The 24,761-nt window shown below is 69.9% G+C and carries 8 protein-coding genes; 5 read left to right on the forward strand and 3 right to left on the reverse strand.

Going from position 1 to position 24,761, the window contains the following annotated elements; all coding sequences use genetic code 11:
• Positions 1-216: 216 nt before the first annotated feature.
• Genes AC1RM6_RS13485 through AC1RM6_RS13495 form a run of 3 tightly spaced genes read left to right on the forward strand, consistent with a single transcriptional unit; the run spans position 217 to position 6,375 of the window.
• Positions 217-1,614 (forward strand): diaminobutyrate--2-oxoglutarate transaminase, encoded by a 1,398-nt coding sequence (locus AC1RM6_RS13485; protein ID WP_493101975.1) that lies wholly within the window; start codon positions 217-219, stop codon positions 1,612-1,614.
• On the forward strand, positions 1,604-3,118 hold the full coding sequence (locus tag AC1RM6_RS13490) for a pyridoxal phosphate-dependent decarboxylase family protein (RefSeq protein ID WP_493101977.1): 1,515 nt from the start codon (positions 1,604-1,606) through the stop codon (positions 3,116-3,118). Before AC1RM6_RS13485 ends, AC1RM6_RS13490 begins: the two co-directional genes overlap by 11 nt.
• Positions 3,115-6,375, forward strand: coding sequence for an Npt1/Npt2 family nucleotide transporter (locus AC1RM6_RS13495; protein WP_493101979.1), 3,261 nt, complete (start codon positions 3,115-3,117; stop codon positions 6,373-6,375). The genes AC1RM6_RS13490 and AC1RM6_RS13495 overlap by 4 nt, the downstream gene beginning before the upstream one ends.
• Positions 6,376-6,577: 202 nt before the next feature.
• Here the strand turns inward: AC1RM6_RS13495 and AC1RM6_RS13500 are convergent, their stop codons facing one another.
• The 3 genes from AC1RM6_RS13500 to AC1RM6_RS13510 all read right to left on the reverse strand — a co-directional run bounded on the left by AC1RM6_RS13500 (position 6,578) and on the right by AC1RM6_RS13510 (position 10,135).
• Positions 6,578-7,222, reverse strand: a complete 645-nt coding sequence (locus AC1RM6_RS13500) for a glutathione S-transferase (RefSeq protein WP_493101981.1) — start codon at positions 7,220-7,222, stop codon at positions 6,578-6,580.
• 209 nt (positions 7,223-7,431) lie between these two features.
• Positions 7,432-7,635 (reverse strand): hypothetical protein, encoded by a 204-nt coding sequence (locus AC1RM6_RS13505; protein ID WP_493101982.1) that lies wholly within the window; start codon positions 7,633-7,635, stop codon positions 7,432-7,434.
• A 253-nt stretch (positions 7,636-7,888) separates the two neighbouring features.
• A complete protein-coding gene (locus AC1RM6_RS13510) occupies positions 7,889-10,135 on the reverse strand; it encodes a transferrin receptor-like dimerization domain-containing protein (protein WP_493101984.1) in 2,247 nt (748 codons plus the stop codon).
• Positions 10,136-10,500: 365 nt separating this feature from the next.
• Between AC1RM6_RS13510 and AC1RM6_RS13515 the strand changes: the two genes are divergently transcribed.
• Both AC1RM6_RS13515 and AC1RM6_RS13520 read left to right on the forward strand, forming a co-directional pair.
• The gene (locus AC1RM6_RS13515; protein WP_493101986.1) at positions 10,501-12,285 is read left to right on the forward strand and encodes a ShlB/FhaC/HecB family hemolysin secretion/activation protein; all 1,785 of its coding nucleotides are present in this window, start codon (positions 10,501-10,503) and stop codon (positions 12,283-12,285) included.
• Positions 12,286-12,308: 23 nt separating this feature from the next.
• Positions 12,309-24,761 (forward strand): filamentous hemagglutinin N-terminal domain-containing protein (locus AC1RM6_RS13520; RefSeq protein WP_493101988.1); only part of this gene is annotated, 12,453 nt, incomplete at its 3' end.

The following is a 24,761-nucleotide window of genomic DNA, read 5'->3' on the forward strand; positions in this document are numbered from 1 at the left end:
CGGCCGGCATCGGCAAGCGGAGACCTCTCCAAATTGGCGACAAGGCGCAAAATCATTTCGGTCCGAAAATGGATCAAAACGGGACACACGCTTTTCCGCCAAAAATACCCTTAACCCGATGATAACCCTGCGACGCCGAAGGTCGTCGCAACGGGGGGAGGCGATCCGGCACAGGGGGTGTCCGGACGCGATGCCGCCTGCGCGACGGAGACGGCAATGGGGGCAGAACCTGCATTCGAACGGTTCGGGGAACGGACCGAATTTCGCGGCAACGATTATTATGTCGATCGCCAGGCGGAGCGTGAATCCAATGCGCGCACCTATGCGCGCAAATTCCGCCTCGCCATCGCCAAGGCGTCGGGGGTCAAGGTCACCGATACCGACGGCAAGAGCTATTATGACTGCCTCGCCGGCGCCGGCACCTTTCCGCTCGGCCACAACCATCCGGCGGTGATCGCCGCGGTTCGCGCCCAGCTCGACAGCGGCATGCCGTTCCAGACGCTCGACATGACCACGCCGGTCAAGCACGCCTTCACCGAGGCGCTGTTCGACAGCCTGCCGCCCGAATTCGCAAAGCGCGCGAAGATCCAGTTCTGCGGCCCGACCGGCGCCGACGCGATCGAGGCGGCGATCAAGCTGGTCAAGACCGCCAGCGGTCGATCGACGATGCTCGCCTTTCGCGGCGCCTATCATGGCATGACCCATGGCGCGCTCGGCATCTCGGGCAATCTCGGCCCCAAGCGCCGGATCGGCGGGCTCGCCAACGACAGCCAGTTCCTGCCGTTCCCGCATGATTATCGCTGCCCGCTCGGCATCGGCGGCGAACCCGCGCACCGCGCCAATGCCCAATTGCTCCGCACGATGCTCGAGGATCCCGAAGGCGGCGTCCTGCCCGCCGGGCTGGTGCTCGAGGCGGTCCAGGGCGAGGGCGGGGTGATCCCCGCGCCCGACGGCTGGATGCGCGAGATCCGGTCGATCACCCAGGCGCACGACCTGCCGATGATCGTCGACGAGGTCCAGACCGGCTGGGGCCGCACCGGGCGGCTTTATGCCTTCGAACATTCGGGGGCGATTCCCGACGTGCTGGTGCTGTCGAAGGCGATCGGCGGCGGCCTGCCGATGTCGGTGATCATCTATGACGAACGGCTCGACCTGTGGGAGCCGGGCGCGCATGCCGGCACCTTCCGCGGCAACCAGCTCGCCATGGCCGCCGGCCTGGCGACCCTCAAGGTGATCCGCGAGCAGGATCTGCCCGGCCATGCGGTGGCGATGGGCGCGCGGCTGACCGCGCGGCTGCACGAGATCCAGGCCGATTTCGCGGTGATCGGCCATGTCCGCGGCCGCGGGCTGATGCTCGGTGCCGAGATCGTCGATCCCGACGGCCTGCCCGATGCCCAGGGCCATCCCCCCGCCGACGGCGCGATCGCCGCCGCGATCCAGCAGGAATGCCTGCGCCGCGGCCTGATCATCGAGCTCGGCGGGCGCTTCGGCGCGGTCGCGCGCTTCCTGTCGCCGCTGATCGTCACGGCCGAGGATATCGACGCGATCGCCGCGATCTTCCGCGACAGCATCGCCGCCGTCCTGTCGACACGGGGAGCCGTGCGTGCGCATTGATTTCGACGCCGATTTCCTGTCGGCGACCCCGGTCGGCCAGGCCGCCTTCCGTCATGCGATCGACGGCGCCGCCGACGCGCTGCTCGGCCGCTATGCCGATCTCGAACGCTGCCATGCCGGCGGGTCGGCGCAGGAGATCGCCGCCGCCATCGCCGCGATCGAGGTCTGTCCCGAGGAGGGGACCGGCATCGATCGCACGATCGGCACCGTCGCCGATCTGGTGCTCAGCCAATCGCTGCGGGTCGCCGATCCGACCTGCATCGGCCATCTCCATTGCCCGCCGCTGATCCCCGGCATCGCCGCCGAGCTGATCATCGCCGCGACCAACCAGTCGATGGACAGCTGGGACCAGGCGCCGGCGGCGACCTATCTCGAACAGCATGTCGTCGACTGGCTCGGCACATTGTTCGGGCTCGGCGACGCGGCCGACGGGGTCTTCACCAGCGGCGGCACCCAGAGCAATTTCATGGCGCTGCTGCTGGCGCGCAACCTGATCGGCCGGCGGCTCGGCTGGGACATCCGCAAACAGGGCATGCTCGGCGCCGCCCGGGCGTTGCGCATCCTCTGTTCGGAGGCCGCGCATTTCTCGGTCCAGCAATCGGCGGCGATCCTCGGCCTGGGCGAGGATGCGGTGGTCACCGTGCCGACCGACGCCGCGCGGCGGATGGACGTCGACCGGCTCGGCGCGATCGTCGACGCGATGCGCGCCGACGCGCTGATCCCGTTCGCGGTGGTCGCGACCGCGGGCACCACCGATTTCGGCAGCATCGATCCGATCGGGCCGATCGCCGATCTGTGCGACCGTCATGGCCTGTGGTTCCATGTCGACGCGGCCTATGGCGGCGCGCTGGCGATCAGCGACCGTCACAAGCATCTGCTCGCCGGCATCGAGCGCGCGGATTCGATCACCGTCGATTTCCACAAGCTGTTCTACCAGCCGATCAGCTGCAGCGCCTTCCTGGTCCGCCGTGCCGCCGATTTCGGCGCGATCAGCCTTCACGCCGACTATCTGAACCCCGAGGAGAATGTCGAGGAGGGCGTGCTCGACCTCGTCACCAAGTCGATCCAGACCACCCGCCGCTTCGACGGGCTGAAGCCGTTCATGACGATGCAGGCGCTCGGCCGCCGCCATCTCGCGGCGATGGTCGATACCACGATCGATCTCGCCCGCGACACCGCCGCGCTGATCGAGGCCGACCCCGATCTGGTTCTCGCCGCGCCGCCGGTGATCAACGCGGTCGTGTTCCGCTTCGCTGGCCAGGAGGCCGACGACGCGCTGCTCGATGCGATCAATCGCGACATCCGCCGGACCTTGCTCGCCGACGGCAAGGCGCTGCTTGCGGGCACGAAGGTCGACGGGCGGGTCCATCTCAAGCTCACCATGCTCAACCCGCGCACCACGATCGACCATGCGCGGACGATCATCGGCGAGGTCGTCGCCACCGGACGGGCGCTGCTCGCCGACCATCGTCCCGCCATCCGGCGCGCAGGAGCCCGTTCATGACCGCAGCCGTCCTCGCCGGCGCCGCCGCCGCGATCCCCGATCCGGGATCGGGCAAGCCGTCGCGCTTCAGCCCCGAAGCGAAGCTCACCGCGCTGCTGTTCCTGTTCGCCTTCTTCATCGCCGGCGTGCCGCGGGTGTTCACCCAGAACGCGGCCTATGCCTTGTTCATCGCCGCCTATGGCGCCAAGGCGGTGCCCTATGCCTATATCGCGCAGGCAGTCTGCGTGCCGATCAGCGGCTGGATCTATCTCAAGGTCGAACACCGGCTCAAACTCAAGCCGCTGCTGCTCACGACCCTCGCCTTCAACACCGCGATCCTGCTGGTCTTCCGCCTCGGCCTGTTCCTCGATGTCCCCGGGGTCGCCGCGGCGACGATCGTCTGGTTCGAGATCGAATTCGTGCTGTCGAGCCTGCTGCTCTGGGGGCTTGCCAACCAGCTGATGACCCTGCGCCAGGGCAAAAGGCTGTTCGGCTTCATCGTCGCCGGCGAGCCGGTGGCGATCATCGTCTGCGGCCTCGGCACGCCGATGATCATGAAGGTCCTGTCGACCCCCGACCTGTTCCTGCTGTCGGCCGCCGGCCAGGCGATCGGCTTCTTCCTCGTCGTCCATATCCTCGGCCGCTACCAGCCGACCGCCGATGCCGAGACGGGCGAGGGCGAAGAGGGCAGCGACGAGGGCGAGGAGGGGGGCGCGACCGCCAGGGCATGGTGGAAGGACCGCTATATCGCGATCATGATCGCGATGATCGTGCTGTCGCAGATGGTCTACTTCTTCATCGACGAAACCTTCTACATGGCGGTCGAGCATCATTATCCCGAGGAAGAGGCGATGGCCTCGTTCCTCGGCATCTATGCCGGGATCATGGGATCGATCAGCCTGGTGGTCAGCCTGTTCGTCGCCGGCCCGCTGGTGCGCCGCTTCGGGGTCAAGGGCGGGCTGCTGACGCTGCCGATCCTGCTGCTCGGCGGATCGATCGCGGCGGTGGTGGTCGGCGAGATGGCCGGTCTGGTCGGCCCGCTGTTCTTCGTGCTGGTCGCCAACAAGATCATCGACCAGTCGTTCCGCTACACCGTCGACAAGACGACCTCGGTCACCCTCTACCAGCCACTGCCCGCGGGCCAGCGGATGAAGCTGCAGGCGGCGCTCGAATCGATGGTCGAGCCGATCACCGGCGGCGTCGCCGGCCTGCTGCTGTCGATCATGCTCCACCAGCTCCATTTCTCGGCGATCGGGGTGAGTGCGGTGATCGGGGTGATCGTCGTCGCGTGGCTCGCCTTCGTGCTGATCCAGGCGAAGGGCTATACCGCGGTGCTGCGGCGCGCGGTCGAGGGCCGGCGCTTCGATCATGATCCCGACGCCGAGCTGTCCGACGATGCGATCGCGGCGATCCGGCTCGGGCTCGGCAGCGCCCATATCGGCGAGGTGCTCTACGCGCTCGAAATGCTCGGCGCGCGCAGCGACGGGCTGGCCCGCGCCGATGTCGCGCCGTTGCTGGTCCATGCCGAGGCGATGGTCCGCACCGCCGCCGCGCGCTGGTTCGAGGATCGCCACGACGCTGGCGACCGGCCGACGATCGCGGCGACGCTCGCGGGCGAGGCCGATCCGGCGGTGCGCGGCGGGCTGATCGCGGCGCTTGCCGCGGCCGGCGGCGACGATGCGATCGAGACGGTGTCGCCCTGGCTCGATGCCGGCAGCGAGGCCGAACGGCTCGGCGCCTATCATGGCCTGATCCGCCATGGCGGGATCGAGGGGGTGATCGTCGCCGGCAACCGGTTGATCGCCGACATCCAGGCCGACGACCCGACACGCCGCACCTTCGCTGCCGAGGTGATGCGCCTCGTCGGTTCGCATCTCTTCTACCGCCCCTTGATGCGGCTGCTCGACGACCATGACGAGGATGTCCGCGCCGCCGCGCTGTCGGCGGCGGGGACGATCCACGCCCCGCCTTTGTGGCCGGCGATCGTCGCCAGCCTGCGCTCGACCCGGCTCACCCAGCCGGCGATCGCGGCGATCGGCCGGATCGGCGATCCGATGCTCGAACCGCTTGGCCGTCTCTACGACGATCAGGACGCGGGCCGTGCCGCGCGCCGCGCCGCGATCATCGCCTGCGGGGTGATCGGAACCCCGGCCGCCGCCGCCTGGCTGATGGCGCGGCTCGACGAGCCCAACCGGGAACTGCGCCATGCGCTGCTCGCCGCCTTGTGGCGCTGCGATCATCGCGCCACCGCCGAGGCGCCGAAGATCCGGGCGATGATCCGCGACGAGGTCGACACCGCCGCCTGGATGCTGCGCGCATGGAAGGATTGTTCGGGGGAAGCAGAAGCCCAGGCGCTCGTCGCCCGCGCGATCGCCGACGAGATCGACAATAGCCAGGAGGCGATCTTCCATCTGCTCGGGCTGATCGTCGACGGGGTCGACATGCGCGAGACGCGGCTGCGCTTCGTCTCGGGCGGCGCCACCCAGCGCAGCTATGTCCTCGAGATGCTCGACAATCTGCTCGACGCCGAGACCCGGGCGGCGCTGCTGCCCTTCCTCGAGCCCGAGACGATCGAGGAGAAATGCGCCGCACTCGCCAAGCGCGGCGAGGGCGATAGCGAGGCGACGATCGACGGGGTCGCCGCGACCCCCGAGGCGCGGCTCGGCGCCTGGGCGCCGGCCAGCGCGCTCTATGCGCTGTCCGAGCTCGGCTCGGCGAGCGCGGCCGACGTGGCGATGGTGGCGAACGATGCGGACGACCAGGTGCTGCGCGAGACCGCGCGGTGGATTTCAGACGGCAGCAGGCCGATCGGGGAGCAAAGAGACATGTTGTTGACCATCGAAAAGGTCCTGATCCTCAGGAGCGTCGGCATCTTCGCGCATGTGCGCGAAAGCTCGCTGACCCAGGCGGCGCAGGCGGTGAAGGAGATCCGGCTGGCGCCGGGCGACACCCTGTTCGAACAGGGCGACCTCGGCGACGCGCTCTATGTCGTCGCCAGCGGCAAGCTGCGCATCCATATCGGCGATCACAATCTCGCCGAGATCGGCGCGCGCCAGGTCGTCGGCGAAATGGCCGCGCTCGACCCCGAACCGCGCTCGGCCTCGGTCTCGGCGGTCGAGGACTGCCTGCTGCTGCGGATGTCGTCCGACCATCTCGAACGGCTGATCGCCGACGACATCCGCGTCGCCCGCGGCATCATCCACGAACTGTGCAACCGCCTGCGCGACGTCAACAAGGCGCCGGCGAAGAAGGCCGACGAGGAACGCGAAGCGGCTTGATGCTCGACGCTGTGGGGGAGGGCGACCTCCCCCACAGCGTCACCCCGGCCTTGTGCCGGGGCCCATGGCTATTTCCACGCAGGCCACCGCTTGATGCCGAGCGATGACCCGTGGCGACGGTGGACCAACGCGGCCCTTCCCGTTTTCCGCACCAACCATGGGACCCCAGGACAAGCCCGGGGCGACGGTTGGCAGGTGGGCGCTAATTCCCCGCCGCCTCCCCCGCGAACAGCACCACCGCATCCCCGCTCGCCCAGGGCGGCAACCTTAGCATCGCCCGCTCGAACAGCGCCGACCCGGTCAGTGCCGCCAGCCAGGCCTGCAGCGCGGGCAGCTTCTGCGCATCGAACCAGGCGCGGTCGGTCGCCGCGAACTGCCGCACGAACGGGAAGATCGCGATATCGGCCAGACCGCGCGCGGCGCCGCCCAGCCAGGCCCGTCGCGCGAGCCGCGCGTCGAGGTCGGCCAGCATCGCCAGCCCGGCCGCGCGATGCGCGAGCGGCTCCGACCCGTGTCGCTCGGGATATTTGTAGCGGTCGAGATGATGTTTGAACGCGCCGTCATTCGCCGCGATCAGCGCGGCGTCGTCGCCGGCCAGCCAGTGCTCGGGATCGTCAAGCGACAGCGCCCAGCGCATGATGTCGAGGCTCTCGTCGATCACCGTCCCGTCGGGCAGCAGCAGCACCGGCACGGTCGCCTTGGGCGAAACGGCGATCATCTCGGCGGGCTTGGCGCGCAGCACGATCTCGCGGATCTCGACGACGGTCGCGCTCGCCAGCAACGCCATCCGCGCGCGCATCGCATAGGGGCAGCGGCGGAAACTGTAGAGGGTGGGAAGCGGGGACATGGTGCCGACTAAGCGACGGTAGCAGGGTGGGGGCAACCCCCAAATCTCGCAAAACCAAACTCTCCATCGTCATGCTGAACTCGTTTCAGCATCCACTCTTATACTCGGGAACGTTCCCTTGTCGCACGGTGGACCCTGAAACATGTTCAGGGTGACGAAGACGCAAGAAGGAGGCGGGCGCCGGTTCGACCGGCGCCCGCAATCTCGGCTTACTGCCAGTGGCAGGTGCGGACCTTGTGATGGTTGCGCCAATGGGTGTTGCAGACCTGATGGCGCTTGTGATGCACCGTGCGGTGGTTGTTCACGACCACGGTCTTCTTGACGACCGTGCGGTGCTCGACCTGCTGCGCCATGGCGGGGGCGACGACGCTGGTGGCGATCAGGGCGGCGAGGGCCAGTTTCAGGGTTTTCATCGTGGTATATCTCCTGTGGGACCCGCTCAACGCCGCGATGAGACGATGTATCCCCACATGAGGCGATAGAATTTGGGAGAGGCGATCCTGGGCTCATGGGCCCGCCCCATCCCGTCATGCCAGCGCAGGCTGGCATCCATGTCTCTCTCGGTCCGTGATGACGCCGAAAAAGGCACCAGCCATGGGCCCAGCCTGCGCTGGGGCGACGGCTTGGGGGACATGGACCGACCTCGCGGACGGTGCCCGCGAAACCTCAGCCACCCAGCACCGCGCGCGCCTGGTCGAGCCGCTTCGCATAAGCGTCGAGCACCTCGGCGACGATCTTCGCATAGGCGTTGGCATCGTCGAAGCGCCGTTCCTCGATCGCCTCGCGCACCCCCGGCAGGGTCTTGGCGCCATAGCCGGTGAAGCGGCCCGGCGCGTAGATCATGTGGCGGTACCAGGGGCGGCCGGGCAGTCCCTTGTCCGACAGCAGCAACTGGTCGATGTCCTGGAGCAGCGCGTTGAGCTTCGCGCGCGACGCCGGGGCGAGCGCCGCGCCGCGCGCCGCATAGACCGCGTCATAGGCGGCCGCCGCCACCTTCAGCCGGTCGACCGCGTTGGCGAGCGGGGCGAGCTCGATGAACGGCGTCGCCGCCTCGACCCGCGGCGGCGCGACCGGGCGGGTCGGGTCGGTCGCGATCGTGAAGCTGCCGTCCTTGACGAGCTTGCCGAGCTTCTCGTCCTGCGCGCGCCGGTCGTCGGCGAGCTTGCGGACCTCGTCGAGATAGCGCGCGACCGTCGTCGCGAAATCGCCGAAGCGCTGCGGCGGGGTGTCGGCGTCGGCGATCCGCAGCACCATCCGGCCCGCGGTCTTCGCCAGCAGCGCGCCATAGACTAGGCCCGGGTCGTCATATTTGGTCACATGGTCGAAGCTGTCGTAGATCGAATGATAGGTGCCGTCCGACTGGCCCTCGCCGCCATAGCCGATGTTGAGCGCGGGCAGCCCCAGATGCTGGAGATAGGCCGAATAGTCCGATCCCGATCCAAGCGCGCCGATGGGCACGTCGCCGCCGGCCTCGGCGGCCTTGAGCGCGGCTTCGCCGACATTGCCGCTCTTGTCATAGGCGTCGGCCTTGATCTCGGCGCGCATCCGTTCGGCGACGCTGGCTTTCGTCTCGGGATCGGTGACGTCGGCGGCGACGCTGTTGACGAAATGCTGCCAATCATGGCTGCCCTCGGCGCTGAACGTGCCGCGGCCGTTGACGTCGGAATTGATGTAGATGATCGCCTTCTTCTGGAGTTCGGCGGCGTGCTGTTCGGCCCATTCGGTCGATCCCAGCAGCATCGGCTCCTCGGCGTCCCAGCTCGTGTAGACGATCGTCCGCTTCGGCTGCCAGCCGCCCTTGACCAGTTCGCCGATCGCCTTGGCCTCGGACAGCATCGCGACATTGCCCGACAGCGGATCGGAGGCGCCGAACACCCAGCCGTCATGATGGTTGCCGCGGATCACCCATTCGTCGGGATAGACACTGCCCTTGATCGTCGCGATCACGTCGTAGACGGTCTTGAGCGACCAGTCGGACTTGACCGCGAGGTGGAGCTTCACCGTCCCGCCGCCGCCGAGATGATAGGTGACCGGCAGCGCGCCGCGGAATTTGGGCGGGGCGACCGGGCCGTCGAGCGCGGCGAGGATCTTCGACGCATCGCCATAGGACATCGGCAGCGTCGGGATCTTGAGGATCGTCGGCGCCTCGGCGCGCGACAGCCGCTTGACGTTGCCCTTCGATCCGACCCCCGGGGTGGTCGGGTCGCCGGGATAGACGGTCATGTCGGCGACCGATCCGCGCTGGACGCCGAAATCGGGCCGCGCGCCGCCCTTGGGATAGGGGTCGTTGACGGCATAGCCGTCGCCCGACGGGTCCGAATAGATGATGCAGCCGACCGCGCCATGTTCCTGGGCGAGCTTGGGCTTCAGCCCGCGCCAGCCGGCGCCGTAGCGCGCGAGCGCGATCTTGCCCTTGACGCTGACCCCGCGCCGTTCGAGCGCGTCATAATCCTCGGGCAGGCCATAATTGACATAAACGACGTCGGCGGTGACGTCGCCGTCGCCCTGGAAGGCGACATAAGGGGGAAGCGCATCCTTGGTGTTCGACGAGGTCGCGTCGCCCTCGACCGGCGGTTCCTGGCCGCCGAGCTTGACCGGGGTCGGCGCGATCAGCTCGACGGTGGTGCTGATCGGGGTCGGATAAAGCACCTCGAACGTTTCGATCTTCGCGTCCCAGCCCCACGCCTTGAACTTGGCGAGGCTCGCCTCGGCATTGGCCTTGTCGTGCGGCGATCCGACATGGTTGGGCTGCGACGCCATGTCCTTCATCCAGCCGAGTTGGTCGGCGGCACTGATGCTCGCATCGAACCGCGACTCGAGCGCGGCGTCGGGGGCACCCCAGGCGGTGCCGGGTGCGGCGGCCGATGCGAGAAGCGATGCGATGACGGCGACCTTGCCCAAGCTGCGACCCATATATCTTCCCCTGTTGGAATATAGGCGAGCTTCGCGCGCCGCGCGGCCGAGCGCAAGCCGCCACGGCTTTCCCCCCATTTGGGGGACGAAGGCCCGCCATCGGCGGGTTAGGGACTCGGGCGGGGAGGGGCGAAGCCGGTGCGGCTGTTTCCTAATGGGGCAGCGATCGTGACGGGCGTCACAGGACAGACGCCGAATTCAACCTAAATTCCGTGGGTTTCGGACCTATGACCGGTCCGGTGGGCAAGGGCATTTCGGCAGTTTGACTCGTTAACGTCGAAAGGCCTACCAAATCGTTAAGACAGGACGGGGGCGTGCTGTCCGTGCCGGCAGAATCCGTCGAACGGACACGCCTTGGGGGGAACATGGCGAAGAGACATTTGATCGGCCGCGCTATCGCCGGCTTCACCCTCACCGCATCGGTCGCGTGGACGGTACCGGCCCTCGCCCAGCAGGCCCCCGGCTTGCCCGAGGCGCCACGCGCCCCCGACTCGCTGCCGTCGCGCGAGCAGGTCGAGCAGCCGCGGCCCGAGGCGGTCGCCCCCAAATCGACGATCACCGTCGACAGCAAGCAGGTCACCGCCGCCCCCTGCGCGCTCGACCGTTTCGACATCGCCGTCACGATCGGTTCGATCAAGTTCGTCGGCCCCGGTGGCCAGCCCTTGCCCGCCGGCTTCGACGCGATCCTCGCGCCGATCGCCGCCGCCCCGCCGCAGGGATCGCAGAAGGTCACCGTGATCTGCGACATCCGCGATCGCGCCACCGCCGCGCTGCGCCGCGAAGGCTATGTCGCCTCGGTCCAGATCCCGCCGCAGCGGATCGAGAATGGCGAGCTCCAGCTCGAAGTGCTCAGCGCGCGCATCGTCGAGGTGCGGGTGCGCGGCGAGGTCGGCCCCTATCGCAAGACGCTGGCCGCGCGCATCGAGCAATTGAAGGCGCTCGACCCGATCAACCAGCGCGACGCCGAGCGCATCCTGCTGCTCGCCGACGATATTCCCGGGCTCGACGTCCAGCTGACGCTGCGCCCCGCCGGTACCGCGCCGGGGGCGGTGATCGGCGACCTCACCATCGTCTCGCGCCGGGTCGCGCTGCTCGCCAATGTCCAGAATTACGGATCGCGCCAGCTCGGCCGCGAGACCGCTTATGCGCGGGTCGATTATTTCGGGCTGACCGGCCTGTCCGACGTCACCTCGATCGGCGGCCAGGTCACCGGCGACCTGCGCGAGCAGCGCGTGCTCCAGGCGGTCCACCAGATGGGGATCGGCAATGACGGGGTGACGCTGTCGCTGTCGGGCACCTATGCCTGGTCGCGGCCGGATCTCGGCGCGCTCGATCTGCGCGCCGAATCCTCGGTCGCTTCGATCGAACTCAACGCGCCGCTGCTGCGCAGCGTGCGCAACAGCATCTTCGCCGGCGGCGGCCTCGACCTGAGCGAGCAGCGCACCCGCGTCTATGGCAGCGCCAGCGGCGGCAGCCCGCTCAACCGCGACCGGTTGCGCACCGCCTTTCTGCGACTGACCGCGGTCCACCGCGATCCGATGCTCGACGGCACCGACGCCTTCTACCTCGCCGGGCGGGTCGAGCTGCGCAAGGGGCTCGACATGCTCGGCACGACCAAGACCGGGGTGGTGTCGGGCGGCTACACCCCGTCGCGGATCGAGGGCAAGGCGACCGCGACCGTGATCCAGGCCGATCTCGACACCTCGCTGCAGATCACCCCGGTGCTCACCATCGCCGGCTCGGCGCGCGGCCAATGGTCGAGCGCGCCGCTGCTCAACTTCGACGAGTTCTCGATCGGCAATCTGACGATCGGCCGCGGCTATAATCCCGGCGCCAATTCGGGCGACCGCGCGATCGGCCTGCGCGGCGAGGCGCGTTTCCGCCTCTATGACAGCACCAGCCTGCGCGTCGAAAGCTTCGGCTTCTGGGACAATGTCTGGCTGTGGAACCGCGACACCGCGGCGATCGAGGATGATCGCCATCTCAGCTCCTATGGCGGCGGCTTCCGTATCTCGCTGCCGGGCACCGCGACGCTCGAGGCGATCTACGCGCGGCCCAAGGATCCGGCGCTGCTGCTGCCGGGGGCGAAGAACGCCTCCGACCGCTTCCTGCTGTCGCTGACCACCCGATTCAACCTGGGGAGCCGCTGATGCGCCGCGCCGGAGATATCGCCATGAGCCGCCGCCCGTCGTCGTCCGTCCGCCGCAAGCTCGTCGTCTCGACGATCCTGATGAGCGGGATGATCGTCGTGCTGCCGCAGGCGCGCGCCGCGAACCTGCCCGGCACGCCGACGGTTGCCGCCGGCACCCCGACCTTCACCCTCGACGGCAGCAATGTCGGCGCGGCGGGCGTCGACGGCACCGGCACCAGCCTCGACGTCGGGCTCAACAATGCCAGCACGATCATCAACTGGGGCGGCGGCTTCAATGTCGGCACCGGCAAGACCGTTAATTTCAGCAATGGCTCGGGCGCCGCGGCGGCCGTCCTCAACCGCGACACCTCGGGGACGGGCAGCTCGATCACCGGCACGCTGACCTCGGCGGCCGACGTCTCGGTCTATATCCTCAACACCAACGGCATCACCTTCGGCGCCGGCGCCAACGTCAATGTCGGCGCGCTGATCGCCAGCTCGCTGCCGATCAGCAACGCCGATTTCACCGCCGGCACCCTGCATTTCACCGACGGCACCGGCGCGACCACCGCCGGGATCAGCATGAGCGGCGGCACCATCACCACCACCAACGAGCTGGTGTTCCTCGGTGCGACCGTGAACCAGAGCGCGGGGACGGTCAGCGCCGGCACCGACGCGGCCTTCGTCGCCGGCACCGACATCACCGTCACCGCCGGTGCGGGCAGCCCGCTGGCCTTCCAGATCGACCGCGGCACCACCGTGACCGGCGCGGTCACCGCCAGTGGCACCGTCGGCGGCCAGAATGTCACGCTCGGCTTCGCCAGCCAGGATGCGGTCACCGGCGCGGTCCTGACCGCGAACGGCACGATCACCGCGACCACCGTCACTGCGACCGATCGCGGCATCGTGCTGTCGGCGGGCACCACCACAAACGGGGTGACGATCGGCGGCACCGATACCAATGGCCAGGCGGCGATCGACGCCGGCGCGCTGACCTCGACCGGCACCTATGGCAGCATCACCGCCGCCGCGCACAACGAACTCACCACCGGCACGCTCAGCGCGGTCCGCAATGTCAGCCTGACCTCGAGCGGGTTGCTGACTGCGGGATCGATCACCGCGGTCAATGGCGGGATCACCCTGGCCGGCACCGGCAACACCGACGTGACCGGCGCGATCAGCGCGACCAACGCCGCGGCGGGCGACCTGTCGATCGATCGCAGCGGAGCGCTGTCGGTGACGAGCATCGCCGCCGGCCGCGACGTGCTGATCGGGCAGACCACGATGAGCGCCAGCGTCACCACCACCGGGACGATGTCCGCGGGGCGGACGATCTCGGTGACGTCGAGCGGTGCGCAATCCTATGGCGCGGGGATCAGTTTCGGCGCGGCCAGCGATTTCACCAGCAGCACCAGCAGTCTCGGTTTTTCGGCGATCGACGGCGGTGCCGCGCTGACCACCAGCAGCAGTGGTGGCACGACCTTCGGCGGCGTGGTCGGCGGCACCACCGCGCTGACCTCGCTCAGCGCCACTGCGAACGGCAGCATCGCGATTAATGGCGGTGCGATCACCACCACCGCGGCGCAGAGCTACAACAGCGCAACCACGCTCGGCGCCAACGCGACCTTGGCCGGGGTCGGAATCAGCTTCGCGAACACGCTCAACGGCGCTTATGGGCTGACCGTCAACAACAGCGGCATCACCACCTTCAGCGGCGCGGTCGGCGGGACGACCGCGCTGGCATCACTGACCACCAATGCCGGCGGCTCGACCCGGATCGGCGGCGGCGCGGTGACCACCACCGGCGCGCAGACCTATAACGACGCGGTCGTGCTGCAGGCGGCCACCACCCTGGCGAGCACCGGCAGCGGCAATATCACGCTGGGCGCGGGCACCAGCGGCGCCTTCGCGCTGACCGCGAACACCCAGGGCGACACCCGGATCGCCGGCGCGACCGGGCTGGCGTCGATCACCACCGATGCCGGCGGCACCTCGACGCTGAGCGGCACGATCGGCGCCAGCGGCGCGCAGACCTACAACGATGCGGTGACGCTGGCGGCGGCCACCACGGTCAGCAGCAGCGGCGGCGGCGCGCTGAACTTCGTCTCGACGATCGACGGCGGTTTCAGCCTGTCGACCAGCACCACCGGCACCAAGACCTTCGGCGGCGTGGTCGGCGGCACCACCGCGCTCGCCAGTCTCAACGGCAATGGCGGCAGCGGCGTCGTCCATATCGATGGCGGGGCGATCACCGTCACCGGCACGCTCGACATCAGCACCACCGCGACCGTGCTCGGCGCCGATGCCACGCTGGCGGGCAACGCCGTGGCGGTCTCCACGACCAACGGCGCGTTCGCGCTCACCGTCAACGCCGCCACCACCCAGTTCGTCGGCGTGGTCGGCGGCACCACCGCGCTGACCTCGATCACCACCAACGCCGCCGGCACCACCACGATCAACACCAGCGCGATCACCACCACCGGCGCGCAGACCTACAACGACAATGTCGCGCTCGCCGCGAACACCACGCTGACCAGCACCGGCAGCGGCGCGATCGGTTTCGGCGGCACGATCAACGGCGGACGCACGCTCGCGGTCAACACCGGGGGCACCACCAGCTTCGGCGGAGCGGTCGGCGGCACCACCGCATTGACCTCACTGACCACCGATGCCGGCGGCGGTACGTCGATCGGCGGCAATATCCGCACCACGGGTGCGCAGACCTATGGCGACGCGATCACCCTGACCGGCAATGCGGCGCTGACCAGCAGCGGCAATTCGGATTTCGCCTTCACCACGACGATCGATGGCGGCTTCGGGCTGACCGTCAACACCACCGGCGCGACCAGTTTCGGCGCGGCGATCGGCGGCACCACCGCGCTGGCCTCGCTGACGACCAATAGCGGCGGGACCACCGCGATCAATGGCGGCGCGGTCACCACCACCGGCGCGCAGAGCTACAACGACGCGGTGACGCTGGGCGCGGCGACGACGCTGACCGGTGTGGGCCTCAGCTTCGCGAACACGCTCGACGGCGGCTTCGCGCTGTCGCTGGTCGACAGCGGTGCGACCACGCTGGGCGGAGCGGTCGGCGGCACCACGGCACTGGCGTCGCTGACCACCGATGCCGGCGGCAGCACCGCGATCAACGGCGGCGCGGTCACGACGACCGGCGCGCAGAGCTATGGCGACGCGGTCACCATCGGCGCCGCCACCACGGTGGCGAGCAGCGGCAACGCCGCGATCGGTTTCGGTAGCACCGTCAATGGCGGCTTCGGGCTGACCGTGAACACCGGCGGCGCCACCAGCTTCGGCGGCGCGGTCGGCGGCACCACCGCGCTCGCGTCGCTCACCACCGACGCGGGCGGCACCACCTCGCTGGCGGGCAACGTCACCACCAGCGGCGCGCAGAGCTATGGCGATGCGGTGACGCTGACCGGCAATGCGACCCTCGCCAGCAGCGGCAATGCCGCGATCGGTTTCGCGAGCACGGTCGATGGCGGCTTCGGGTTGACCGTCAACACCACCGGCGCGACCAGTTTCGCAGCCGCGGTCGGCGGGACGACCGCGCTCGCGTCGCTGACGACCAACGCCGGCGGCAGCACCGCGATCGATGGCGGCGCGATCACCACCACCGGTGCGCAGAGCTATGCCGACGCAGTGGCGCTCGGCGCGAACACCACCCTGGCGAGCACGGGCAGCGGCGCGCTGTCGCTCGGCGGCGGCACCAGCGGCGCGTTCACTTTGGCGCTCAATACGCAGGGCAACAGCAGCATCACCGGCGCGACCGGGCTGACATCGATCACCACCGATGCCGGCGGCACGACGACCCTCGGCGGCACGATCTCGACGACCGGCGCGCAGACTTATGCTGAGGCGATCACCCTGGCGAGCGCGACCACGCTGACCAGCACCGGCAATTCGGACTTCGCTTTCACCACGACGATCGATGGCGGCTTCGGCCTGACCGTCAACACCACCGGCGCCACGACGTTCGGCGCAGCGGTCGGCGGGACGACCGCGCTCGCTTCGCTGACGACCGATGCCGGCGGGACCACGGCGATCAACGGCGGGTCGATCCGCACCACCGGCGCGCAGAGCTACAATGATGCGGTGACGCTGGGTGCTGCGGCGACGCTGACCGGGGCAGGGCTGAGCTTCGCGAGCACCCTCGACGGCGCCTTCGCGCTGTCGCTGGTCGACAGCGGCACCACCACGCTGGGCGGCGCGGTCGGCGGCACCACCGCGCTCGCCTCGCTCACCACCAATGCCGGCGGGACCACCGCCATCAACGGCGGCGCGGTCACCACCACCGGCGCGCAGACCTACAGCGACGCAGTGACGCTCGGCGCGAACACGACGCTGGCGAGCACGGGCAGCGGCGCCTTGTCGCTCGGTGCCGGCACCAGCGGCGCCTTCACTTTGGCGCTCAACACCCAGGGCAATTCGAGCATCAACGGGGCGACCGGACTCGCCTCGATCACCACCGATGCCGGCGGCACGACGACGCTGGGCGGGACGATCTCGACGACCGGTGCGCAGAGCTATGCCGAGGCGATCACCCTGGCGAGCGCCACCACGCTCACCAGCACCGGCAATTCGGACTTCGCCTTCACGACCACGATCGATGGCGGCTTCGGGCTGACCGTCAACACGACCGGTGCGACCAGCTTCGGCGCGGCCGTGGGCGGGACGACCGCGCTGGCGTCGCTGACGACCGATGCCGGCGGGACCACCGCGATCAACGGCGGCGCGGTCACGACCACCGGCGCGCAGAGCTATAATGATGCGGTGACGCTGGGCGCGGCGACGACCCTGACCGGGGCTGGGCTGGGCTTCGGTAGCACGCTCGACGGCGGCTTCGCGCTGTCGCTGGTCGATAGCGGCACGACGACGCTGGGCGGCGCGGTCGGCGGGACCTCGGCACTGGCATCGCTGACGACCAATGCCGGCGGGACCACCGCGATCAACGGCGGTGCGGTCACCACCACCGGCGCGCAGAGCTATGGCGATGCGGTCACCATCGGCGCGGCGACGACCCTCGCGAGCAGCGGCAATGCGGCGATCGGCTTTGCGAGCACCGTCAATGGCGGCTTCGGCCTGACCGTCAACACCGGCGGGGCGACCAGCTTCGGCGCGGCGGTCGGCGGGACGACTGCGCTGGCGTCGCTGACGACCGATGCCGGCGGCTCGACCTCGCTCGCCGGCAACGTCACCACCAGTGGCGCGCAAAGCTATGGCGATGCGGTGACGCTGACCGGCGCTGCGACCCTCGCGAGCAGCGGCAATGCCGCGATCGGATTCGGCAGCACCGTCGACGGCGGCTTCGGCCTGACGGTCAACACCGGCGGGGCGACCAGCTTCGGCGGTGCGGTCGGTGGGACCACGGCGCTCGCGTCGCTGACGACCAATGCCGGGGGCACCACCGCGATCAACGGCGGCGCGGTCACCACCACCGGCGCGCAGAGCTACAACGATGCCGTCACGCTCGGCGCGGCGACGACGCTGACCGGGGTCGGCCTGAGCTTCGCGAGCACGCTCGACGGCGCGTTCGCGCTGTCGCTGGTCGACAGCGGCACCACCACGCTCGGCGGCGCGGTCGGTGGGACCTCGGCGCTGGCGTCGCTCACCACCAATGCCGGCGGGACCACCGCGATCAATGGCGGCGCGGTCACCACCACCGGCGCGCAGACCTACAATGACGCGGTCACCATCGGCGCGGCGACCACGCTGGCGAGCAGCGGCAATGCCGCGATCGGCTTCGCGGGCACCGTCAATGGCGGCTTCGGGCTGACCGTCAACACCGGCGGCGCGACCAGCTTCGGCGGCGCGGTCGGCGGCACCACTGCACTGGCGTCGCTGACCACCGATGCCGGCGGCAGCACCGCGATCAACGGCGGATCGGTCCGCACGACGGCCGCGCAAAGCTATAACGACGCCGTCACGATCGGTGCGGCGACGACGCTGACCGGGGTCGGGCTGGGCTTCGCGAGCACGCTCGACGGCGCGTTCGCGCTGTCGCTGGTCGACAGCGGCACCACCACGCTCGGCGGCGCGGTCGGCGGCACCACCGCGCTGGCGTCGCTGACCACCAACAGCGGCGGGACCACCGCGATCAACGGCGGCGCGGTCACGACGACCGGCGCGCAGACCTACAGCGATGCGGTGACGCTCGGCGCGAACACGACCCTGGCGAGCACGGGCAGCGGCGCGTTGTCGCTTGGCGGCGGGACCAGCGGCGCCTTCACCCTGGCGCTCAATACCCAGGGCAACAGCAGCATCACCGGCGCGACCGGGCTCGTCTCGATCACCACCGATGCCGGCGGCACGACGACGCTGGGCGGCACGATCTCGACGACCGGCGCGCAGACTTATGCCGAGGCGATCACCCTGGCGAGCGCCACCACGCTCACCAGCACCGGCAATTCGGACTTCGCCTTCACCACCACCATCGATGGCGGCTTCGGGCTGACCGTCAACACCACCGGCGCCACGACTTTCGGGGCGGCGGTGGGCGGGACCACCGCGCTGGCATCGCTCACCACCAATGCCGGCGGGACGACCGCGATCAACGGCGGTGCGGTCACGACGACCGGTGCGCAGAGCTATAACGACGCGGTGACGCTGGGCGCGGCGACGACGCTGACCGGGGTCGGGCTGAGCTTCGCGAGCACCCTCGACGGCGCGTTCGCGCTGTCGCTGGTCGACAGCGGCACGACCACGCTGGGCGGCGCGGTCGGCGGGACGACCGCGCTGGCGTCGCTGACGACCAATGCCGGCGGGACGACCACGATCAATGGCGGCGCGATCTCGACGACCGGCGCGCAAAGCTATGGCGACGCGGTCACCATCGGCGCCGCCACCACGCTGGCGAGCAGCGGCAGTGGCGCGATCGGGTTCGCGGGCACCGTCAATGGCGGCTTCGGGCTGACCGTCAACACCGGCGGTGCGACCAGCTTCGGCGGCGCGGTCGGCGGCACCACCGCGCTGACCTCGCTGACGACCGATACGGGCGGATCGACCTCGCTGGCGGGCAATGTCACCACGACGGCTGCGCAGAGCTATGGCGATGCGGTGACGCTGACCGGCGCTGCGACCCTCGCCAGCACCGGCAACGCCGCGATCGGCTTCGGCAGCACGGTCGACGGCGGCTTCGGGTTGACCGTCAACACCACCGGCGCGACCAGCTTCGGCGGCGCGGTCGGCGGCACCACGGCGCTCGCATCGCTGACCACCAATGCCGGCGGGACGACCGCGATCAACGGCGGTGCGGTCACTACGACTGGTACGCAGAGCTACAACGATGCCGTGACCCTGGGCGCGGCGACGACGCTGACCGGCGCCGGGATCGGCTTTGCGACCACCCTCGACGGTGCCTTCGGCCTGACCGTCGCCGACAGCGGCGCGACCATCTTCGGCGGCGCGGTCGGCGGGACGACCGCGCTGGCGTCGCTGACCACCAACAGCGGTGGTACGACCGCGATCAATGGCGGCGCGGTCACGACGACCGGCGCGCAGAGCTACAATGACGCGGTCACCATCGGCGCGGCGACCACGCTGGCGAGCAGCGGCAATGCCGCGATCGGCTTCGCGGGCACCGTCAATGGCGGCTTCGGGCTGACCGTCAACACCGGCGGCGCGACCAGCTTCGGCGGCGCGGTCGGCGGCACCACTGCACTGGCGTCGCTGACCACCGATGCCGGCGGCAGCACCGCGATCAATGGCGGGTCGATCCGCACGACCGGGGCGCAAAGCTATAATGACGCAGTGACGATCGGCGCGGCGACGACGCTGACCGGGGTCGGGCTGGGCTTCGCGAGCACGATCGACGGCGCGTTCGCGCTGTCGCTGGTCGACAGCGGCACCACCACGCTCGGCGGTGCGGTCGGTGGCACCACCGCGCTGGCGTCGCTGACGACCAACGCCGGCGGCACGACCGCGATCAACGGCGGCGCGGTGACCACCACCGGCGCGCAGAGCTATGCCGACGCGGTGACGCTCGGTGCGAACACGACCCTGGCGAGCACGGGCAGCGGCGCATTGTCGCTGGCCGGCGGCACCAGCGGCGCCTTCACCCTGGCGCTCAATACCCAGGGCGACAGCAGCATCACCGGCGCGACCGGGCTCGCCTCGATCACCACCGACGCCGGCGGGACGACCACCCTGGCCGGGACGATCTCGACCAGCGGTGCGCAGAGCTACGCCGACGCCATCACCCTGGCCGCTGCGACCACGCTGACCAGCACCGGCAATTCGGACTTCGCCTTCACCACGACGATCGATGCCAGTACTCCTGGGGGCTTCGGGCTGACCGTCAACACCACCGGCGCGACCAGCTTCGGCGCCGCCGTCGGCGGCACGACCGCTTTGGCGTCGCTGACCACCAATGCCGGCGGGACCACCGCGATCAATGGGGGGGCGATCCGCACGACCGGCGCGCAAAGCTATAACGACGCGGTGACGATCGGTGCGGCGACGACGCTGACCGGGGTCGGGCTGGGCTTCGCGAGCACGCTCGACGGCGGTTTCGCGCTGTCGCTGGTCGACAGCGGGACGACCACGCTGGGTGGTGCGGTCGGCGGCACGACCGCTTTGGCCTCGCTGACCACCAATGCCGGGGGCACCACCGCGATCAACGGTGGCGCGATCAGCACCACCGGCGCGCAGAGCTATGGCGATGCGGTGACGATCGGCGCGACGACGACGCTGGCGAGCAGCGGCAGTGGCGCGATCGGCTTCACCGGCACCGTCAATGGCGGTTTCGGGCTGACCGTCAACACCGCGGGGGCGACCAGCTTCGGGGCCGCCGTCGGCGGTACCACCGCGCTGACCTCGCTGACCACAAATGCCGGCGGTACCACCGCGCTCGCCGCCAATGTCACCACGACGGCTGCGCAGAGCTATGGCGATGCGGTGACGCTGACCGGCAACGCGACCCTCGCGAGCACCGGCAATGCGGCGATCGGGTTCGGCAGCACCGTCGACGGCGGCTTCGGGTTGACGGTGAACACGACCGGCGCGACCAGCTTCACCGGCGCGGTCGGCGGCACCACCGCCTTGGCGTCGCTGACCACCGATGCCGGGGGCACCACCGCGATCAATGGCGGCGCGGTCACCACCACCGGCGCGCAGAGCTATAACGACGCGGTGACGCTGGGCGCGGCGACGATGCTGACCGGGGCTGGGCTGGGCTTCGGCAGCACGCTCGACGGCGCCTTCGCGCTGTCGCTGGTCGACAGCGGCGCGACCAGCTTCGCGGGTGCGGTCGGCGGCACGACCGCTTTGGCCTCGCTGACGACCAATGCCGGCGGGACCACCGCGATCAATGGCGGCGCGATCACCACCACCGGCGCGCAAAGCTATGGCGATGCGGTGACGATCGGCGCCGCGACGACGCTGACGAGCAGCGGCAATGCCGCGGTCGGTTTCGCGGGCACCGTCAATGGCGGCTTCGGACTGACCGTCAACACCGGCGGCGCGACCGTCTTCGGGGCGGCGGTCGGCGGCACGACCGCTTTGGCCTCGCTCACCACCAATGCCGGCGGCACCACCGCGCTTGCCGCCAATGTCACCACCTCGGGTGCGCAGAGCTATGGCGATGCGGTGACGCTGACCGGCAGTGCGACCCTCGCGAGCAGCGGCAATGCCGCGATCGGTTTCGCGAGCAGCGTCGATGGCGGCTTCGGGCTGACGGTCAACACCGGCGGCGCGACCAGCTTCGGCGGTGCGGTCGGTGGGACGACCGCGCTCGCGTCTCTGACGACCAACGCCGGCGGCGGCACCGCGATCAACGGCGGATCGATCCGCACGACCGGCGCGCAGAGCTATAGCGATGCGGTGACGCTGGGGGCGGCGACGACGCTGACCGGGGTCGGCCTGAGCTTCGCGACAACGCTCGACGGCGCGTTCGCGCTGTCGCTGGTCGACAGCGGCGCCACCACCCTGGGTGGCACGGTCGGCGGGACGACCGCGCTCGCGTCGCTGACCACCAATGCCGGGGGCACCACCGCGATCAATGGCGGCGCGGTCACCACCACCGGCGCGCAAAGCTATGGCGATGCGGTGACGATCGGCGCCGCGACGACGCTGACGAGCAGCGGCAATGCCGCGATCGGTTTCGCGAACAGCGTCGATGGCGGCTTCGGCCTGACCGTCAACACCGGCGGCGCGACCAGCTTCGGCGGCGCGGTCGGCGGGACGACCGCGCTGGTGTCGCTGACCACCAATGCCGGCGGCACGACCGCGATCAACGGCGGATCGGTCCGCACGACGGCTGCGCAGAGCTATAACGACGCCGTCACCCTCGGTGCGGCGACGACCCTGACCGGCGCCGGGATCGGCTTTGCGACCACCCTCGACGGCGCGTTCGGCCTGACCGTCGCCGACAGCGGCGCGACCGTCTTCGGCGGCGCGGTCGGCGGGACGACCGCGCTGGCGTCGCTGACGACCAATGCCGGCGGCAGCACGGCGATCAATGGCGGTTCGGTCATCACGACCGGCGCCCAGAGCTATAATGATGCGGTGACGATCGGCGCCGCGACGACGCTGGCCGGCAGCGCGGTCGGCTTCGCGACCACGCTCGATGGCGGCTTCGCGCTGACGGCGAACAGCGCCGGTGCGACCGTCTTCGGCGGTGCGGTCGGCGGCACCACCGCGCTCGCCTCGCTGACCACCGACGCCGGCGGGACCACCGCGATCAATGGCGGGTCGATCCGCACGACGGGCACGCAAAGCTACAACGACGCGGTCAGCCTCGGCGCCGCGACCACCCTGACCGGCGCCGGCCTGAGCTTCGCGACCACGCTCGACGGCGCGTTCGGCCTGATCCTGGCCGACAGCGGCGCGACCGTCTTCGGCGGCGCGGTCGGCGGCACCACCGCGCTCGCCTCGCTGACCACCGATGCCGGCGGCAGCACCGCGATCAACGGCGGATCGATCCGGACGACGGCGGCGCAGAGCTATAACGACGCGGTCACCCTCGGTGCGGCGACGACGCTGACCGGGGTCGGGATCGGCTTCGCGACCACCCTCGACGGCGCCCAGGCGCTGTCGGTGGTGAACAGCGGCACCACCAGCTTCAATGGCACGGTCGGCGGAACGACCCGCCTGGCCTCGCTGACCACCGATGCCGGCGGGACCACCGCGATCGGCGCCAATATCGCGACCAGCGGCAACCAGAATTATGGCGATGCCGTCCAGCTCACCGCCAACAGCACGCTGTCCAGCCAGAGCGGCGCGCTCGCCTTTGCGAGCACGATCGACGGCGGCTTCGCCCTCATCCTCAACGCCGCGACCAAGACGCTCGGCGGCGCGGTCGGCGGGACGACGGCGCTCGCCTCGCTCAATGCCGGCGGCGGCACCAGCTTCGTCAACGGCGGATCGGTCCGCACCACCGGCACCCAGGATTTCAGCACCAGCGCGGTCGTGCTCGGCGCCGACACCAGCCTGACCGGCGGATCGATCTTACTCAGCAGCGTCAACGGCGCCTTCGCGCTGGGCGTCAACGCGACCACCACCCAGTTCCTCGGCGTGGTCGGCGGCACCACCGCGCTGGCGTCGCTGACCACCGATGCCGCCGGCACCACCACGATCAGCGGCGGCGCGATCACCACCAGCGGCGCGCAGAGCTATGGCGACGCGGTCGTGCTCGGCGCCAATGCGACGCTCGCCAGCACCGGCAGCGGCGCGATCGGTTTTGCGAGCACGATCGACGGCGCGCGCAGCCTGACCGTCAACACCGGTGGCGTCACCAGCTTCGGCGGGGCGGTCGGCGGCAGCACCGCGCTGACCGCGCTGGCCACCGATGCGGCCGGCAGCACCGCGATCAACGGCGGTGCGGTCACGACGACCGGCGCGCAAAGCTATGGCGATGCGGTCCTGCTCGGTGCCGATACGGTGCTGGCCAGCACCGGCGCCGGCGTGATCGGCTTCGGCGGCACGGTCAACGGCGCGCGCAGCCTGACCGTCAACACCGGCGGCGTCACCAGTTTCGGCGGGGCGGTCGGGGGCAGTACCGCACTGACCGCGCTGGCGACCGATGCCGGCGGATCGACCCTGATCAATGGCGGGCTGGTCAGCACCAGCGGTGCGCAGGCCTATGGCGATGCGGTGACGATCGGCGCGGCGACCACGCTCAACGGCAGCAATGTCGGCTTCGCGACGACGCTCAACGGCGCCTTCGGGCTGATCGTGAACAGTGCCGGCGCGACCGTCTTCGGCGGCGCCGTCGGCGGGACCACCGCGCTGGCGTCGCTCACCACCAATGCCGGCGGCAGCACGCTGATCAACGGCGGGCTGGTCAGCACCAGCGGCGCGCAGGCTTATGGCGACGCAGTGACGATCGGCGCCGCGACCACCCTGAACGGCAGCAATGTCGGCTTCGCGACGACGCTCGATGGTGCGTTCGGGCTGACCGTGAACAGCGCCGGCGCGACAATGTTCGGCGGTGCGGTCGGCGGGACGACGGCGCTGGCGTCGCTGACGACCAATGCCGGC

It is taken from the genome of Rhizorhabdus sp. GW822-FHT03C02, from assembly GCF_058801765.1.

Excerpts from the sequence above, each read along its gene's own strand:
- AC1RM6_RS13505 (WP_493101982.1), bottom strand. The coding sequence starts at position 7,635 with ATGAAAACCCTGAAACTGGCCCTCGCCGCCCTGATCGCCACCAGCGTC.
- AC1RM6_RS13510 (WP_493101984.1), bottom strand. The coding sequence starts at position 10,135 with ATGGGTCGCAGCTTGGGCAAGGTCGCCGTCATCGCATCGCTTCTCGCA.
- AC1RM6_RS13500 (WP_493101981.1), bottom strand. The coding sequence starts at position 7,222 with ATGTCCCCGCTTCCCACCCTCTACAGTTTCCGCCGCTGCCCCTATGCG.
- AC1RM6_RS13485 (WP_493101975.1), top strand. The coding sequence starts at position 217 with ATGGGGGCAGAACCTGCATTCGAACGGTTCGGGGAACGGACCGAATTT.
- AC1RM6_RS13495 (WP_493101979.1), top strand. The coding sequence starts at position 3,115 with ATGACCGCAGCCGTCCTCGCCGGCGCCGCCGCCGCGATCCCCGATCCG.
- AC1RM6_RS13515 (WP_493101986.1), top strand. The coding sequence starts at position 10,501 with ATGGCGAAGAGACATTTGATCGGCCGCGCTATCGCCGGCTTCACCCTC.